This window comes from Acinetobacter sp. YH12152 (assembly GCF_013418285.1).
Taxonomy (GTDB): domain Bacteria; phylum Pseudomonadota; class Gammaproteobacteria; order Pseudomonadales; family Moraxellaceae; genus Acinetobacter; species Acinetobacter amyesii.
In genome coordinates this window covers 1-17,709 of sequence record NZ_VPCH01000042.1, presented here as the reverse complement: position 1 = coordinate 17,709, position 17,709 = coordinate 1, and the positions used below count along the sequence as shown (strand labels likewise).

Here is a 17,709-nt window from a genome sequence, read left to right as displayed (position 1 = left end):
TCAAGACTCCTGAAAAACTGGCCCTTTAAATGCTTTTAAACGTAAGGCATTCGACACAACAAACACCGATGAAAGTGCCATTGCACCTGCTGCGAACATAGGTGAAAGCAATATGCCAAAGAATGGATATAACACACCTGCAGCGACAGGAATCAATGCTGCATTGTAAATAAATGCCCAAAATAGGTTTTGGCGAATATTATTCATCGTCGCTGTGCTCAGTGCGATTGCTGTCGGCACCATTTGTAAATTACCCGACATAAGCACAACGTCCGCGGCCTCTATCGCCACATCTGTCCCTGTACCAATCGCCATGCCCACATCTGCTTGCGCAAGTGCAGGCGCATCATTAATACCATCGCCAACAAAACATACAACACCATGTTCTTTTTGCAACTGTTGTACAGATTGCACTTTTTGATCTGGCATCACTTCAGCGATCACATGATCAATTTTCAACTGTCGTGCTATGGCAGAAGCAGTATGTCGGTTGTCGCCTGTAATCATGGCCACTTTCAGCCCTAAATCATGCAAAGCTTGAATGGCTGCGAAGGTTGTGGCTTTGATCGGGTCGGCTACAGCAACAATGGCAGCAAGCTGTTGATCGATCGATACATATAGCGGGGTTTTCCCTTCATTGCCCATGCGTTCTGCCAGTGCTGAAAAGATTTGTGTTTCTAAACCAAGTTTATGCATCAAATGATCTGCACCAATATAAATGCTTTGTCCTTCAACAACCGCCTGAATCCCAGCACCAGTCACGGAATCAAACTGTTCAACTTCTAAAAGTTGCACTTGCATCTCTTTCGCAGCTTGTACAATGGCATAGGCAATCGGATGTTCAGATTTCTGCTCTACAGAGGCCAATAACTGAAATACGCGATCTTTATCAAAAGCTTCAGTGACTTCAAAATCTGTCAGTTTCGGTTTACCTTCCGTCAATGTCCCTGTTTTATCGACTGCAACCACTTGAGTATTTTTGAGTTGTTGTAAGGCTTCACCTTTACGGAACAATACTCCAAGCTCTGCACCTCGCCCTGTACCGACCATGATAGATGTTGGCGTTGCCAAACCCATTGCACATGGACATGCGATGATCAGTACTGCTACAGCATTGACTAAGGCATAGGTTAAACTCGGTTCAGGTCCAACTACATACCAAACTAAAAAGGTGATCAACGCCAACGCCATTACCACCGGTACAAACCATAACGTGACTTTATCCACCAAAGCTTGAATCGGTAATTTTGAACCCTGAGCCTGTTCGACCATATGGATAATTTGTGCCAAAACAGAATCTTGACCTACCGCAGTGGCTTGTATTTTCAAGGCCCCATTTTGGTTAATCGTTCCACCGACAACTTGATCACCGGCTTTTTTCTCGACAGGAATTGGCTCGCCACTGATCATGGATTCATCAATATAACTGTTCCCAGACACTACAGCACCATCGACTGGGCAACGTTCACCAGGCCGTATTTCAATCAACATACCTGTTTCAACATCACTAATCGGCAAATCTATATAGCTACTAGATTGCTCAACACGTGCTGTTTTGGGTTGCATGCCGACTAAGTATTGAATAGCTTGCGAGGTTTTACCTTTGGCTTTCGCCTCCATAAAACGACCCAAAAGAATCAACGCCACAATTACTGCGGCTGCTTCAAAGTACACATGAACCGTACCTTGCGGTAATAATTGCGGAGCAAATGTTGCAACACAAGAAAAACTATAAGCAGATAAAGTCCCGACTGCGACCAAAGAATTCATATCTGGGGCAAGTCGCGCAAGTGCTGGTATGCCGTGCTGATAAAAGCGTCTTCCGGGTAGGATTAACACCAAAGTGGTTAATATAAACTGAATATACCAACTATTTTGTGTCCCTAAATTATGTGCAATAAAATGATGAAAAGCTGGAATCATATGTGATCCCATCTCCAAGATAAAAACAGGAACAGCGAGTACCAATGCGATGATTAAATCACGTTTGAGCAACCGAGCTTCATCGGCTTTTTTTTCTGCCATTGTCGGTTGTAGTTGTGTAGCAACGGTCGCACTGTATCCCGCTTTTTTAACTGCCGCGATCAATTCCTGTGTTTTTGAAACTGGCGCCTGAACAAAGGCTTTTTCACTGGCTAAATTTACCGTTGCTTTATTGACACCGTCTACAGCGTTTAAGGCTTTTTCAACCCGTGCCACACATGAAGCACAGGTCATTCCATCAATATTTAATTCAATATTGGGCTGTGCAATATGAAAACCTGCTTTTTCTACAGACTTCGCCAATGCAGAATTTTCAACAGATGCCAATGCCGTAATCGTGGCTTTTTCAGTTGCCAAATTCACTTTTGCATCGATGACTTCTGGAACTACCTTTAAGGCTTTTTCAACACGTGCAACACACGATGCGCAAGTCATTCCTTCAATTTCAAGTTCAATCTGCTTTTGTGCAACGCCAAAACCTGCCTTTTCAACGGCCTGAATTACAGCAGAATAATCCACATTTTTATCACTCTGAACATGTGCTGTTTCAGTGGCTAAATTCACTTGAGCATCAGTGATGCCATCGACTTTTTTTAAGGCTTTTTCAACCCGTGCCACACAAGAAGCACAGGTCATCCCTTCAATAGCAAGTGTGCCATCAAAAAGTTTGCGTTCTGTCGAATCTGTCATGGCAACATCCCAATCATATGTGCTTGTTTTAGGCTATAGCTTAAACTTTACCACAATGGGAAGGTCAAGTTTTTCTGACTCACAGCAAGGCTTTTCTTTAAGGTATAAAGAATTGCGAAGATTTAAAAACATAATCAATAATATTGAATAATGATTATTCAATTAGTTTATTTTTCTGATATTAAAACTACACCTTTCCTCATTATTCAGTAAGATAGAGATTCGTGACCACCAAACGAATTACTCTCTTTCGCATGTACAAACTGTCGAACATTTGCTTTAACTGCGCATATTTGTGTGCTTTTTTATTTTTATTTTTAATTTTAAGTTGGAGTCTAGATCATATTGATGTTTGGCTCACTCAAGTGGTTATCCCTGCTGTCACGATATGCATACTCTTAGGCTTCCTGTTTAAATATATCGCTCGAAAGTTAGGATATGAACCGCCTAAACGAAAAATTAAACAACAAAATGCCAAAAACGATGATCAAGACGCGGCTTAAGACAAGTATAAATAACAAAATCATCAATAAAAAAGCCCATTCAAATGAACGGGCTTTTTTTCATGTCAGACCTATTAGTCAGCACTAATATCTTCAAATAAAACTGACGAAAGATAACGTTCACCACCATCCGGTAAAATGACCACAATAGTTTTGCCTGCATTCTCAGGACGCGCAGCAAGTTTTGCCGCCGCAGCCATAGCAGCACCGCTAGAGATACCCACTAAAATACCGTCATGAGTAGCCGTTTTACGTGCCCATTCGATCGCTTCAGCACTTTCAATACCGATCACTTCATCAACAAGGTCTAGATCCAAGTTACCCGGAATAAAGTTAGCGCCAATCCCCTGAATTTTATGCGGCCCAGGAGTCAGTGTTTCGCCTTTTTTCGCTTGGGCAATAATCGGAGATTCAGCCGGTTCAACCGCAACAGAATAAAGTGGCTGATTTTTCACTTTTTCAAAATAGCTTGAAATGCCTGAAATCGTACCGCCTGTACCTACACCTGAAACTAAAATATCCACTTTACCACCGGTCGCTTCCCAAATTTCTGGGCCAGTGGTCAATTCATGAATTTTAGGGTTTGCAGGGTTTTCAAACTGTTGTGGTAAATAATACGTTTCAGGATGTTCGGCAACGAGGCGCTGTGCTTCTTCGACCGCACCTCTCATGCCTTTAGCAGGTTCAGTCAATACGAGATTTGCACCAAAAGACTTCAACACCTTACGGCGTTCGATACTCATACTTGCTGGCATGGTTAATGTAATTGCATAACCTTTCGCTGCTGCAACAAATGCTAAAGCAATCCCTGTATTACCACTTGTAGGTTCTACAATATGCATACCCGGTTTTAATAAGCCTTTTTCTTCTGCATCTGCAATGAGAGCTGCACCCACACGACATTTCACAGAAAAGGCAGGGTTACGGCTTTCAACTTTAGCCAAGACCGTTGCTTCTGACTGAATCGCACGATTAATACGAACCAAAGGTGTATTACCAATCGCTTCAGCGTTATTACTATATACTGCGATACCTAAATTACTCGTTGCTGGAAAAGCTGAATCTGTTGTCATGACTATTTATCCCTTGTGTATTTATTGAATACGATCTTTAGATCATACAATTATTTTCAAAGTGTGCATGATTTTTTAAGCTAATGTCTTATATTTATGTGCATTTTGTGAAAGCTTGCACTAAAATCAAGCAATAAATTTAACTGATTAACTAAATTTAAACTTATAAAAATTAATGATATTTGATTTCATAAAAAACCATAGAAATTGTCTTATTTATTCAATGTATTAAGCCGTGATATCCGTATACTTGAGCTGTTGTTAATCGTATGGACATATCCAATGAATACCGATCTGGAAATCACTACTATGCGTGATTCTGCCGAATTAGTCGTGGGCGTTTTAAAGTCGCTGGCAAATACGGATCGTCTACTAATTTTATGTCATCTAGCACAGCAAGAATTGAATGTGTCTCAGATTGAAGAAATCACTGATATTAAACAGCCAACCCTCTCACAACAACTGATGATGTTACGTAAAAGTGATGTTGTGACTACGCGTCGTGATGGTAAGCAAATTTATTATTCAATTAAAGATGCAAATTTAGTTCAAGTTCTCAATACTCTTTACCAATTGTATTGCAACCAATCTTATAAATAACATTCAGTTATCTTAAAATTTCAAGCCAGACATGCTGTTCTTGCACCACTAGACATGAATCATCGCAATGGGCAGCAATTCAATACCTCAATTTACCCTCCAGACTTCATCAAAATTTCAATATCTATATTTATATCGAATATCCAAAGCTTTAAATCAGCTCATACTTTTCATTAATTCATTTAAAATGATGGCTTCTTAGATATCCCCTTAAATTTCCTGCAATATTGTACGGTCAAAATTTATTGCACAAGACTTCTTAGCATTTTTTATGCATAATATATATGAAATTGTGATTTAGATAAGTTTATGTCAGATTTAAAACCTCATTTCTTACAGAAATTTCCTGCTTGGCAGTGGTTACAGCACTACAGCACTGTGAAATTTAAATCTGATGTACTTGCTTCGCTAATCGTGATTGCCATGTTAGTCCCTCAAGGTATGGCGTATTCCATGCTGGCAGGTTTACCCCCAATCATGGGTTTATATGCCAGTATTTTACCTATGATTGTCTACGCCCTCATTGGTGGAAGTTCAACCTTATCTATAGGCCCTGTGGCAATCATTTCGATGATGACCTTCGCCACGCTCAATCCGCTATTTGAAGTTGGTTCGCCTGTTTATATTGAAGCCGCTACACTTTTGGCCTTAATGGTCGGGCTGATTTCTCTGCTGCTAGGTGTACTCCGTTTCGGTTTTTTAATTCAGTTGATCAGTCATCCTGTCATTAAAAGCTTTATTATTGCTTCGGCACTGCTCATTGCACTGGGTCAGTTTAAGTTTCTCGTCGATGTCCCGCTAAAAGCCAACAACATCCCTGAGTTTGTTTTAAGTTTGTGGGAATATCTGAGTTTGACTCACTTTGCTTCATTCATCTTTGGTGTGCTGGCCATACTGTTTTTAATCTATGTGCCGAAAATATTGGCCACTCAATCAATTCAATCTAGATTCGGCTCTACAGCCTTTCTAAGTAAAGCACTGCCACTGATATTAGTGGTGATCTCGATTGCATCGGTCATGTTATTTGACCTGCAAAATGTCGGTATTAAAACCGTCGGTGAAATTCCTTCAGGTTTTCCACCCTTAAGCTTTCCACATTGGAACTGGGAACTGGTACAAACCTTACTGCCCGGTGCAACAATGATTGCAATGATTAGTTTTGTTGAGTCACTGTCTATCGCCCAAGCTACTGCCTTACAACAACGAAGCCAACTTAATAGTAACCAAGAGTTGATCGCTCTAGGTTTAGCCAATCTAAGCGCTGGGGTTAGCTCCGCCTTTCCAGTGACGGGTAGCTTATCTCGTACAGTGGTTAATGCAGATGCAGGTGCAAAAACCCCGATGGCAGGTGTGTTGTCGTCATTGCTGATAATCGTTGTCAGTCTCTACTTCACTGGTTGTTTCCAAGACTTACCTTTAGTCATCTTGGCGGCCACAATTATTGTTTCCATTTGGAAATTAGTCGACTTTAAACCTTTTGTGGATACATGGCGTTATTCAAAAGCTGACGGGATTGCGATGTGGGTGACCTTTTTCGGTGTGGTGTGTATCGATATTTCTACAGGTCTCATTATTGGCATCATTTCTACCTTTATTCTGTTGTTATGGCGCATCAGTCGTCCACATATTGCGGTGATCGGTTTAGTCGAGGGCACACAGCACTTCCGCAATGTACAGCGCCATCATGTCTATACCGCACCACATATTCTCTCGCTCCGTATAGATGAAAATATCTCGTTTTTAAATGCCAATACGCTTAAAGGTTTCCTGATCAATGAAGTCAGTGAAAATATTGATCTAGAGCATGTTGTTATCAACTGCTCAAGCGTCAGTTCAATTGACCTCAGTGCCTTAGAAATGTTGGAAGAGTTAAATGCTGAATTATCAAAATTAGATATTCGACTGCATTTTTCCGAGGTCAAAGGCCCTGTCATGGACAAATTGCAGCACTCAAAATTACTCACGCATTTGAGTGGTCAAATTTTTCTCACCCACTATCAAGCCGTTACTGAGCTTGCGACAGCCAGTTCTGAGTACCAAATTTAAAGGCCTATTAGCTCACTGTTTAATCAATGCGAATTTGATAAACAGTGAGTTTTGAAGGGTTTACATTTTAATACACAAAAATAGATTATAAAAAACAAAGTTTTATTTTTAAATTAAATTATTTTTTAAGCATTCCACATTTTCGTATAAAATACAGGGCTAATTTTCATCATTTTGTCATTGTAATTCTGACAAGGCTCTCCTATGTTTTCAGCATTTACACGCTTGAGTTTAGTAACCCGAATTATTATCGCCATTATTTTAGGTGTATTGGTTGCTGTCGTCGCTCCGGGCGTTGCACCCTATTTAAGTTTGCTTGGTGATTTATTCATTAAGGCATTGAAATCCGTAGCACCGATACTGGTCTTTGTACTTGTACTGTCATCCATTGCAAATTTCAAAGTGGGCAGCAGTAATTCTTACATTAAACCGATTATGTTGATGTACGCTATTGGTATGTTCCTTGCTGCTTTAAGTTCAGTAGTAGCAAGCCTTTTATTCCCAAGTACATTAATTCTTGATGTTGCTGCAGAAAACCTTGTGCCGCCAGGCAGTCTTGCTGAAATATTGAAAAACTTATTATTAAGTTTTGTCGCAAACCCTGTTACAGCAATTTCTGAAGCAAATTTCATTGGTATTTTGGCTTGGGCTGTTGCCTTAGGTATTGCATTTCGTCATGCATCAGAGAACACCAAAGTCTTTTTATCTGACGCTGCTGATGCAGTGAATAAAGTAATCCGTTTAGTGATTAACTTTGCACCTGTCGGTATCTTCGGTTTGGTTGCTGTTACATTTGCCGACTCAGGTCTAAAAACGCTTGTTAGTTATGCGCACTTACTTGCTGTATTACTCGGTACCATGTTTTTTGTAGCTTTGGTCATTAACCCACTAATGGTGGCATTTATGACTCGCTCAAACCCGTTCCCATTGGTTTTCCAATGCCTACGCGAAAGTGGTATCACTGCATTCTTTACACGTAGTTCAGCTGCAAACATTCCTGTAAACCTTGACCTTGCAAAGCGTCTTGGTGTCCCCGAATCAACTGCAAGTGTAGCAATTCCTTTAGGTGCAACTGTCAATATGGCAGGTGCATCAGTCACAATTACAGTCCTCACTCTAGCAGCAGTTCATACTTTGGGCATTTCTGTTGATTTCAGCACCATGTTGATTTTATCAGTCGTTGCTACCGTTTCTGCATGTGGTGCTTCAGGTGTTGCTGGTGGTTCATTGCTACTTATTCCAGTGGCTTGTGGCCTGTTTGGTATTTCAAGCGATATCGCGATGCAAGTTGTTGCCATTGGTATGGTCATTAGTGTACTTCAAGATTCAACTGAAACAGCTTTAAACTCTTCGACTGACGTATTATTTACAGCTGCAGTAGACCGTGGTTTAAGATAATATCCTGATATTGGATACTTTTTAAGGCGAGGCCATGCCTTTTCAAACTTTACCGCTTTGGATACAACTGGGTGCTTTTTTTCTCGCAGTGAATGCAGGAATGATTAATGTACTCGGGCTGGTGACGATCTTGCACCAGTCGGTATCTCACATGACGGGTAATGTCAGTATGTTAGCCATGGCCTTCATTGCATGGCAGCCAGCTACGATTATTTATTTGATTTTAGTCTTGCTCTGTTATGTGATTGGCTCATTTTATAGTGGGCTTATTCTTGGAAATAGTCACTTTAGCTTAACCCGACGTTATGGCGTCCCATTAAGCTTGGTGGCTTTTTTTATTGTCCTGTGTTGGCTGCTATTACCCTATTTTCCACGTTATGCTTTGCTTTGGGCATGCGTGGCGATGGGTGTACAAAATGCAATGGTCAGCCACTATAAAGGCACCATTATTCGTACCACACACCTCTCTGGTGTTTTGACGGACTTAGGTTTGGCTTTGGGTTATAAAGCTCGTGGACTTTCGGTTGAGTCTAAACGTGTGGTCTTACATTTATTAATTTTAGCGGGATTTATCGTCGGTGGCATACTTGCCAGTTGGCTTTATCCTTATTTAAAATTAAACGCATTCCTGATTCCTGCCGCACTCAGTTTAGTCATGAGCGCAGTATATTGGATCATCTATTTTCATTATCGACATATACACGATTAGTTGGAACGTACTATGGTTAAAAATGCATTACAGGCGCAACTGCTTAAAGCAGGTCTGGTCGATAATAAAAAGGCAAAAAAATTGTCTAAACAAGCCGTACATGAAAAACGTACCGGTGAAAGTAAAGATGCTGAAATCAAGGCGAAAATTGAGCAAGATCAGCAGCAAAAAATCGCAAAAGATCATGCTTTAGAGCAAGATCGTAAAGCAGTGTTGCAAGAAAAAGAATTAAAAGCTGCCATCATGCAAATGATTAATCAGCATAAAATTCGTGATACCGATGGCGAATCGACCTATCAATTTATCGATGATGCCAAGATCAAAAAGCTTTATATCAATCAGCAAATTTATAATGCCTTGGTTGCTGGCAGTCTTGTTATTGCACGGGAAAATAGCAACTATGCTTTTTTACCAAAAGAATTAGCCGACCGTATTAATGCGAAAATGGAAGGCTTTATTATTGTGAATAATTCTGAAGTGAATGAACAAACCACGGATGAAGAAGATCCGTATGCAGCTTATGTAATTCCTGATGATTTAATGTGGTAAGCACTTCAAATCGCCAATGAAGCTCCCGATTCGGGGGCTTTTTTTTATCAACATTAATCTTTTTCAGTCCATAAATATCGGTTATACCTTCAAAAAATCATTCCTTAGCACCCAATAAGTAACATTATGGACTATACATGTCGTAACTCCGTAAATTTTACGAGTATAAAATTGCTTATATAATCACCACAATTACAATAGTTTGATCATTAACCCTTTCATTTACTTCAATAAGAGTAGGATAATTTTGGAAAAATTTCAGTTCATTAAAAATATTCAAGATTGGTCAGATCAATACCCTTGGTTAGAAATGCTGACATCGCTCAGTTTCATTATTATTTTTGCCATCATTGCAAATTTTATCGCCAAGCAAATTGTGGTACGTGGTATTCGTAAGCTCGTGTCTAAAATGGCCTTTAGCCACAGTCAAATTTTGTCAGAACATAGTGTGATTAAACGCTTTGCCAACATTGTTCCAGCAATTGTAATCTTAAATGGCATAACCACAGTCCCACATTTATCTGTGAAGTTTATCTCAATCGTTCAAATGGCTTGTCAGGCCTTTATCTTCCTGACCATTGCTTTAGCCATTTCTGAATTACTAAATATTTTTAATCTGATTTATCAACGTAATCCAAAATCTAGAAACAAACCAATTAAAGGCTATTTGCAGTTGGTCAAATTGATCATCTTTTTGGTTTGTGGCCTAATGATCTTAGGTACTTTTCTGAAAAAAGATGTATTTACATTACTCGCAGGCTTCGGTGCTATGGCGGCTGTACTGATGTTGGTCTTCCAAAATACCATTTTGTCACTGGTGGCTTCGGTACAAATTTCTTCTTATGACATGGTGCGAATTGGTGACTGGATTGAAATGCCCTCGCTCAATGCGGATGGCGATGTCATTGATATGTCATTACATACCATTACTGTACAGAACTTTGATAAGACCTTTACCACGATTCCAACCAATAAACTGGTGACAGACACCTTTAAAAACTGGCGTGGTATGGCACAGTCCGGTGTACGCCGCATCAAACGCTCACTTTATATCGATCAAAGCTCTATTCATTTCATGACTCAGGATGAGCAAAATAAACTCAAAGAATTTTTATTATTAGATCAATATCTTGATCATAAGCATGAAGAGCTTGCTCAGTTTAATCAGCAACTTTCCAATCAGTCGCAATATAATCAGCGCCGTTTAACCAATCTTGGGACCTTTCGTGCCTATGTAGAATTTTATTTACAACAGCATTCAGGCATTGCCCAACACCAAACGATTTTGGTGCGTCAGTTACAACCCACGAGTGAAGGCATTCCTTTAGAGATTTATGCTTTTAGTAAAACTATTGCATGGAAAGATTATGAAGCGATTCAATCGGATATCTTTGACCATCTGATCGCAATCACACCTGAGTTTGGACTTAAAATCTATCAAGCCCCTTCTAGTGCCGATTTTAAAGCCCTCGTTCAACCAAATGTTGATAAAAGCTAAGACTTAATTGCGCATCTCCCCATGTATATTTGAAGAAGAAATTCTTTAGGTTAAAGAATTCACAATGTCGATTGAATATATATTGGGAGCGTTTTCTTTAAAAGCTATTCGACATCTGCTAGTGCTTGTTTATCGCGCAATGCAAGGATTTAGAGCAGGCTAGATAAATGCGCTGATCGTATAATTTCCTAAAAATATAATGCATCTGAAACAACTAAAAATAATTAACTGATGTTACGCACATAACAGTAATTTCACATTTTAAAAATGATTTTTAATTCTATTCGACGGAGTCTTACATCTAGGGGGTGAATAAAGGGATTAGCCTTCGGCTGGAGGTACTTTTGTTTTGGCAAAAGCACCCAAAACCATTGTCATCCGCAAAACTCGTTCACTAGCGTCAAATTATTCAAAGTATCGCAAAAACATTTTTGATTAGAAGAAGTGCTGTCTCAAACACTTGCGGATGACGTTACCGCGTATCATACTTTTATTTAAATCAAATTACGCTTCTGGTGTTACTGCGTAACATCAGTAATTAAAAAAACCCAAACAAATACTATACAAATGTAGACAATTTTAGATACTATTTGTTAACAGTTGCATAAAAACGCTTCTAAAATAGGAGCTTGGTCATGGAAGGCCCCAAGAAACCTTCTCAGAAATCAGTTAAAAACGAATCACAATTACTCATAGAATCGATTAATCGCACTTCTGCCAAACATACGCTCATACAGGCAGAAGCATGTGACTTAGAGAATCGTGTCCGTATTGAGCGTGCTTTATCCGACCCGATTGCACGTATCCCTGCACAGTTTAAAAATGCTTATTACAAATTTTTGTACTACAACCAAAAAGACTATTTAAAGCAGGTCAACTATTTCGCTCAATTGGCATTTTTAATCTATTTTTGGGCAGATCGCTATGTGCTGCCAGACGTAGAAATGCTTTCAGGTGTGATTCGTATCATTGCTATTATTGGTGCATTTAGCCTGAACTATGTTCTGTTTAAATATATCAAACAGATTAAATTGCTGGATTTGATTTTGCCACTCGCCACTTGCATTTCAGCAATTCTCTGGTTTGAGATATTACTTCAGTCGAAAAATGAACTGGTTCATAGCTATCAATATGCCGCCATTATTTTGATTGTATTGGGTAATTTAAGTATTCATGTGCATTTTCGCCCTTCGATCATGACCTCTGCCATGATCTCGGCAGCGATACTTTTTGGCGCATGGCGCATTAATGATTTTGGTGATTTTACGATTTTTTTATTGGTGTATATTCCTGTGCTGCTATTCAGTATGTATATCTGCTGGAACTCAACGCTGAACTCTCGTAAAACGTTTCTAAGAGCGCTGCTAGATGACTGGAACTTTCATACCCTGCGCAAAATTGCCCATACGGATGAATTAACCCAGTTAAGTAATCGTCGCCAATTTGTACATGCCGCCAATAAAAAAATCCAAGAAACCCCGATGACGGTCTGCACCAGTCTATTGATTTTTGATGTCGATCATTTTAAAGCGATTAATGATCAATACGGACATGATGTCGGCGATCAAGTGCTATGCCAAATTGCTGAAATTGCACGTAAAGAAATGCGGTTTTACGATATGTTGGCACGTTTTGGAGGTGAAGAATTTATTGTACTTTTACCTTTTACTGTCCCAGAAGATGCATTAAAAATTGCTGAACGGTTAAGACATAAAATGGAACAATATCAATTTCATATGGATGGTCAATTGGTGAAATTTTCGATCTCCATTGGTGTTTCCAAAATTGACCCTAACCACGCCAAACTTGATCAGTTAATTAAACAAGCCGATATTGCTTTATATGAAGCAAAACGCCAAGGTCGTAATCGGGTTGTGCATTTTAATTTTATGAATTTTTGCAGCCAAGCTTTTTAAGTAAATAAACAAATCAAAATGGAGAAAAACCAGCGAATCCATTACACTCAGAGCTGAAGAAAGAAAGATTAATTACAGTAAAATTCTCAGGTTATCTGCATGCTTAAATGGTTTGAAAATTTAGTTGACGCTTATCCTGAACAGGACTTGAATAAACCATTGCCGACAAAATTTTTCCCCTTTGTATGGCAAGCTGCAACGGGTGTAAAAAAATACCTCTTGTTATTGGTACTCTGTACAGCTGGTGTAGCGAGTTTTGAAGCACTGCTTTATGCCAAAATTGGTGAATTAGTCAATTGGATCAGTAAGTCTCAACCTGAAACCTTTTTACAGCAGCACCAGACCAATCTGACCATTTTAAGCTTTATTTTATTGGCAAATATCTTCTTTTCTTGCCTTCAAACTATTATTAAACATCAGATTTTATACAGTACCTTTCCAATGCGCCTACGTTGGAGATTTCATAACTTATTACTGAAACAAAGTTTAGATTTCTTCCACAACGACTTTGCAGGTCGTTTATCTGCCAAAGTCATGCAAACTTCACTGGCTGTACGTGAGTTTTGGATTATTCTTGGGGATATGTTGGCCTATGTCTTCATTTACCTGATTTCGATCACCGTCATTTTAGGTGCTATATCGCCACTGTTGATTGTTCCGTTATTACTTTGGCTGGCTTTATTTATTGGTTCTGCATGCTATTTCATCCCAAAATTGAGCAAAATTTCAAATGAACAAGCCAATGCACGCGCAGTAATGACTGGTCGTGTCACCGATGCCTACACCAATATTCAAACGGTGAAATTGTTTGCCCATGCAGGCCGTGAAAGCCAATATGCCAAAGCCTCAATGAAAGAATTTATGGTGACGGTGTATAAGCAAATGCGACTTGCTGCAAAATACAACATCGCGACGAATTTGCTGATCATTGTTTTATATGGTGGCGTACTTGGAACAGCCGTTTGGCTCTGGATGGATGGTCAAGCTGAGCTTGGGGTCATTGCAGCAGCGACCGCCATGATTTTAAAACTCAGTAGTATTTCCGAGTTTATGATGTGGCAAACATCTGCCCTATTTGAAAATGTCGGGACCATTCAAGATGGGATGAAAACCATGGGCCGCCCAATTCATATTCAAGACAAAGCTGATGCAACCGACTTAAAAGTACCGCAAGGCGAAATTAAATTTGAGGACGTCAGTTTTGCTTATAATGATAAAAATGTCATCGATCAATTTAATTTAACCATTCGACCAGGTGAAAAAATCGGTATTGTCGGGCGTTCGGGTGCCGGAAAATCAACATTAATTCAACTTTTACTCCACTTTTACGATATCAACCATGGTCGTATTTCGATTGATGGCCAAAATATAGAAGATATTACTCAAGATAGCTTAAGAAAAAATATTGCTTTGGTGACCCAAGACACCTCGTTATTGCATCGTACAGTTGAAGAAAATATTAAATATGGTCGCCCGAATGCAACCGATGAAGAAATGTATGATGCAGTGCGTAAAGCGAAAGCTGACGAATTCATTCCTCAATTGATCGATTTACGTGGCCAACGTGGCTATGACGCATTTGTCGGTGAACGTGGCGTAAAATTATCAGGTGGTCAGCGTCAACGTATTGCGATTGCTCGGGTATTTTTAAAAGACGCACCGATTTTAATTTTAGATGAAGCCACAAGTGCGCTCGATTCAGAAGTCGAAGCCGCGATTCAATCGAGTTTAGATGATTTGATGCAAGGCAAAACTGTGATTGCCATTGCGCATCGACTTTCAACCATTGCGCAAATGGATCGCTTGATTGTCTTGGATCAAGGACGTATTGCTGAGCAAGGCACCCACGAAGAGCTTGTTGCTTTGAATGGTATTTATGCACACTTGTGGCAGCGTCAAACCGGTGGATTTTTAATAGAACAACATAAAGTAGAATCAAAGGAAGATGAAAATGCTGTATCTGGAAGACCTTAAAGTTGGTGATCACTTTAGCAGTCGTGAATATGAAATGACTGTTGAAGAAATCAAGCAATTTGCCAACGCTTTTGATCCTCAGGAATTTCATACAGATGAAGTCAAAGCCCAACAGCACCCGATCTTTCAAGGGCTAGCGGCAAGTGGTTGGCATACTGCTGCTGTAACAATGCGCTTATGGACTGAATGTTTCCCTGTGGCTTATGGCTTAATTGGCTCAGAGTCAAGTCTGCGTTGGCCGCGCCCAACACGTCCGGGGGATAAAATTCGTGTAGAAGTTGAAATATTTGCAATTACTCCGTCGAAAAGTAAGACAGACCGCGGCATTGTGACCTATGTTACGCAAGCGCTCAATCAGCACAATGACGTTCTTTATATGTCTACGACCAAAATTGTGGTCTTTTCCAAAGATTTTAAACCGAATTAATCCTTAACGGCCTACTTTACAACGCTAAGGTAGGCCGCTATAAATAGTTGAGCCTAGTCAGTTTGTCCAACAATTTTTGTGGGATATAACACGGAATCATGCCAATATAACCTTGAACAGAAGAAAAACCCGCATTGCAACGGAACGCTATGAAAACAATTAATTCCCGTCAGGATCAGGGTATTCCCGGAGTGTATGGATTGCTCCTTTTAGATGTGGTCTCTCGATGGGGCTACACTGCAGAGACATTATTTAGTCCCTTCGGATTAAACAGCGAACAATTGGCTGAACCAGATTTCCGTATTCCAACACCCATCGCCAATCAATTGGTAGAGCACGCACTACGTTTAACTGGTGAGCCAACATTAGGTTTTCATTTAGGCAACCAAATGCGCATCTCGATTCATGGTTTTATTGGCTATGCCATCATGACGGCGAAGGACATAACCGATGCCTTAGTCTTGGCAAACCGTTTTATTCAGCTACGCATGCCCTTTTTACAGCTTTTTTTCTCGACTTTTGGAACCAAAGCTACTGTTCAATTACAAACCGACGTTACGATTGAGCCTTTACGTACTGAGATTTCAATTGCCTTAATTTTTGGCATGATCAGCATGGGCAAAGCAATTACCGGTGTGGATTATTCTGCTGGTGAAATTGATTTTGATTTTCCTCAACCTGAAGGTTTTGAGCGGTTTATTGCAAAATATCCACGCCACCAATTTAGATTTGATCAGCCACATCTCTTACTTAGTTTTGATAAGCAATATTTAACCAATAAATTGGTCCATGCAGACCCGATTGCCAGTCAAATCGCGATTAATCAATGTGAAGCTGAACTCTCAGCTTTGGGCGAACGTCACCGTATTGCCATGCGCGTTCGTGATATTTTAACCAACTCCGAACAGCACTATTTAAGTATCGAAAGTGTTGCTGAACGGCTACACATGTCCGATCGAACTCTTAAACGCCAACTTGCTGCCGAAGGGACTTCATTTTCAACATTGGTTGACGAAGTTCGCTACCGTCATGCTACTTCGCTCCTGTCACGAACTGATTTTACCTTAGAGCAAATTGCTGATGAATTGGGCTATAGCGATGTCGCCAATTTTAGCCGTGCTTTTAAGCGTTGGAGTGGTCGTAGCCCAAGCAATTGGCGTAAAGATCCGTACTTATAAGTCTTTTGTTTTACGTAAAAAGCATGTATAACTCATGCCAAAAATGAATTTAATGGATTTAAGGAGTTATCAATGAATCATCCTTCAGATTTAAAGTACGCAAGTACACATGAATGGGTGCGAATTGAAGGTGACCTTGTTGTTACAGGCATTTCTGATCATGCACAAGACGCATTGGGTGATTTAGTTTATGTTGAAGCACCAGATGTGGGTCAACATATCACAGCTGGCGAACAAGCGGGTGTGGTTGAGTCGGTAAAAACTGCTTCTGATATTCATGCTCCAGTTTCTGGTGTGGTTGTTGAAGTCAATCCGGACCTTGAAGATGATCCTGATTTTGTAAATGATGCACCTTATAGCAAAGGTTGGATTTATAAAATTAAACCAGACAATATGGCTGATGTAGATGCTTTGTTGACAAGCGAGCAATACGAAGCTGGTCTGTAAATATTTCTAATATCAAAAAAATCAGCCCTCAGGCTGATTTTTTTATTTCAATATGATAGCTGAATTGGCTTATATACCATTTGCATAAATATCCAGCTTATATTTCTTCCGAAGCTTCGGTACTTTCAGGTTCTTCTTTCTTTTCTTCAACCATACTAAAAGATTGTGCAGCCGCTGAAGTACCATTTGCACGTGAACTTTTAAGTTTAATTTGCAAACGTAGTTCATTGGTTGAATCAGCATTTCTTAAAGCTTCTTCATAAGAAATAGCGCCGTCATTATATAAATCAAATAAAGCTTGGTCGAAAGTTTGCATCCCAAGTTCACGAGATTTTGCCATAATCGCTTTTAGTTCATGAAACTCACCTTTCAAAATCACATCTGAAATAAGCGGCGTATTTAACATGATTTCAACGGCTGCACGGCGTCCTTTACCATCTTCAGTCCGGATTAATCGTTGCGAAACAATCGCTTTCATATTGCTCGATAAATCCATAAGCAATTGATTTCTTCGCTCTTCTGGGAAGAAGTTAATGATTCGATCTAGAGTCTGATTGGCGTTATTTGAATGTAGCGTGCCTAAACATAAATGTAAGCGTCCGCTGAACCCCATGCCTATTTTTTAATTCGATTTAGGTTTCCAGCGGTGTGGTAGCAATTCTTCAATCTGAGTCACTTTATGTGTCGGCAACCTTTTCAGCACATCACTTAAATAGGC

At 39.7% G+C, this 17,709-nt stretch carries 14 protein-coding genes and 2 pseudogenes; 11 read left to right on the top strand and 5 right to left on the bottom strand.

Annotation, left to right across the window (positions count from 1 at the left end; all coding sequences use genetic code 11):
- The 3 genes and pseudogenes from FTU83_RS12860 to cysK all read right to left on the bottom strand — a co-directional run bounded on the left by FTU83_RS12860 (position 1) and on the right by cysK (position 4,249).
- A complete protein-coding gene (locus FTU83_RS12860; RefSeq protein ID WP_373685245.1) occupies positions 1 to 2,439 on the bottom strand; it encodes a copper-translocating P-type ATPase in 2,439 nt (812 codons plus the stop codon).
- Between the two features lie 24 nt (positions 2,440 to 2,463).
- Positions 2,464 to 2,673: pseudogene (locus FTU83_RS17710) on the bottom strand (heavy metal-associated domain-containing protein); the annotation flags it as partial.
- A gap of 577 nt (positions 2,674 to 3,250) precedes the next feature.
- Complete coding sequence (gene cysK, locus FTU83_RS12855; RefSeq protein WP_180011715.1) at positions 3,251 to 4,249, bottom strand: cysteine synthase A; 999 nt, start codon at positions 4,247 to 4,249, stop codon at positions 3,251 to 3,253.
- A 282-nt stretch (positions 4,250 to 4,531) separates the two neighbouring features.
- Here cysK and FTU83_RS12850 point away from each other — a divergent pair, with 282 nt between their 5' ends.
- From FTU83_RS12850 to gcvH, 11 genes are all read left to right on the top strand, one after another.
- A complete protein-coding gene (locus tag FTU83_RS12850) occupies positions 4,532 to 4,849 on the top strand; it encodes a helix-turn-helix transcriptional regulator (protein ID WP_078193801.1) in 318 nt (105 codons plus the stop codon).
- A gap of 309 nt (positions 4,850 to 5,158) precedes the next feature.
- On the top strand, positions 5,159 to 6,895 hold the full coding sequence (locus FTU83_RS12845) for a SulP family inorganic anion transporter (RefSeq protein ID WP_180106799.1): 1,737 nt from the start codon (positions 5,159 to 5,161) through the stop codon (positions 6,893 to 6,895).
- A gap of 204 nt (positions 6,896 to 7,099) precedes the next feature.
- Complete coding sequence (sstT, locus tag FTU83_RS12840) at positions 7,100 to 8,293, top strand: serine/threonine transporter SstT (RefSeq protein ID WP_180054809.1); 1,194 nt, start codon at positions 7,100 to 7,102, stop codon at positions 8,291 to 8,293.
- 34 nt (positions 8,294 to 8,327) lie between these two features.
- Positions 8,328 to 9,002: a YoaK family protein gene (locus FTU83_RS12835; protein WP_180003692.1), complete on the top strand. Its 675-nt coding sequence runs from the start codon at positions 8,328 to 8,330 to the stop codon at positions 9,000 to 9,002.
- Positions 9,003 to 9,014: 12 nt separating this feature from the next.
- A complete protein-coding gene (locus tag FTU83_RS12830; protein ID WP_180011723.1) occupies positions 9,015 to 9,551 on the top strand; it encodes a DUF2058 domain-containing protein in 537 nt (178 codons plus the stop codon).
- A 247-nt stretch (positions 9,552 to 9,798) separates the two neighbouring features.
- Positions 9,799 to 11,049 (top strand): mechanosensitive ion channel family protein, encoded by a 1,251-nt coding sequence (locus FTU83_RS12825; RefSeq protein ID WP_180027121.1) that lies wholly within the window; start codon positions 9,799 to 9,801, stop codon positions 11,047 to 11,049.
- A 635-nt stretch (positions 11,050 to 11,684) separates the two neighbouring features.
- Complete coding sequence (locus FTU83_RS12820) at positions 11,685 to 12,965, top strand: GGDEF domain-containing protein (RefSeq protein WP_180106801.1); 1,281 nt, start codon at positions 11,685 to 11,687, stop codon at positions 12,963 to 12,965.
- 99 nt (positions 12,966 to 13,064) lie between these two features.
- Entirely contained in the window at positions 13,065 to 14,939 is a 1,875-nt protein-coding gene (locus FTU83_RS12815; RefSeq protein WP_180106803.1) for an ABC transporter ATP-binding protein, read from the top strand.
- A complete protein-coding gene (locus tag FTU83_RS12810) occupies positions 14,917 to 15,366 on the top strand; it encodes a MaoC family dehydratase (RefSeq protein ID WP_180011729.1) in 450 nt (149 codons plus the stop codon). The genes FTU83_RS12815 and FTU83_RS12810 overlap by 23 nt, the downstream gene beginning before the upstream one ends.
- Before the next feature lie 149 nt (positions 15,367 to 15,515).
- Positions 15,516 to 16,544 (top strand): AraC family transcriptional regulator, encoded by a 1,029-nt coding sequence (locus FTU83_RS12805; RefSeq protein WP_078190954.1) that lies wholly within the window; start codon positions 15,516 to 15,518, stop codon positions 16,542 to 16,544.
- Between the two features lie 72 nt (positions 16,545 to 16,616).
- Positions 16,617 to 16,991: a glycine cleavage system protein GcvH gene (gcvH, locus tag FTU83_RS12800; RefSeq protein WP_078193810.1), complete on the top strand. Its 375-nt coding sequence runs from the start codon at positions 16,617 to 16,619 to the stop codon at positions 16,989 to 16,991.
- Positions 16,992 to 17,088: 97 nt separating this feature from the next.
- Here gcvH and FTU83_RS12795 read toward each other — a convergent pair.
- Positions 17,089 to 17,589, bottom strand: a pseudogene (locus tag FTU83_RS12795) (type IV pili twitching motility protein PilT); the annotation flags it as partial.
- A gap of 24 nt (positions 17,590 to 17,613) precedes the next feature.
- On the bottom strand, positions 17,614 to 17,709 hold a 96-nt coding region (locus FTU83_RS12790), incomplete at its 5' end, for a transposase domain-containing protein (protein WP_179992416.1).

Excerpts from the sequence above, each read along its gene's own strand:
- cysK (WP_180011715.1), bottom strand. The coding sequence starts at position 4,249 with ATGACAACAGATTCAGCTTTTCCAGCAACGAGTAATTTAGGTATCGCA.
- FTU83_RS12850 (WP_078193801.1), top strand. The coding sequence starts at position 4,532 with ATGAATACCGATCTGGAAATCACTACTATGCGTGATTCTGCCGAATTA.
- FTU83_RS12845 (WP_180106799.1), top strand. The coding sequence starts at position 5,159 with ATGTCAGATTTAAAACCTCATTTCTTACAGAAATTTCCTGCTTGGCAG.
- sstT (WP_180054809.1), top strand. The coding sequence starts at position 7,100 with ATGTTTTCAGCATTTACACGCTTGAGTTTAGTAACCCGAATTATTATC.
- FTU83_RS12835 (WP_180003692.1), top strand. The coding sequence starts at position 8,328 with ATGCCTTTTCAAACTTTACCGCTTTGGATACAACTGGGTGCTTTTTTT.
- FTU83_RS12830 (WP_180011723.1), top strand. The coding sequence starts at position 9,015 with ATGGTTAAAAATGCATTACAGGCGCAACTGCTTAAAGCAGGTCTGGTC.
- FTU83_RS12820 (WP_180106801.1), top strand. The coding sequence starts at position 11,685 with ATGGAAGGCCCCAAGAAACCTTCTCAGAAATCAGTTAAAAACGAATCA.
- FTU83_RS12815 (WP_180106803.1), top strand. The coding sequence starts at position 13,065 with ATGCTTAAATGGTTTGAAAATTTAGTTGACGCTTATCCTGAACAGGAC.
- FTU83_RS12810 (WP_180011729.1), top strand. The coding sequence starts at position 14,917 with ATGCTGTATCTGGAAGACCTTAAAGTTGGTGATCACTTTAGCAGTCGT.
- FTU83_RS12805 (WP_078190954.1), top strand. The coding sequence starts at position 15,516 with ATGAAAACAATTAATTCCCGTCAGGATCAGGGTATTCCCGGAGTGTAT.
- gcvH (WP_078193810.1), top strand. The coding sequence starts at position 16,617 with ATGAATCATCCTTCAGATTTAAAGTACGCAAGTACACATGAATGGGTG.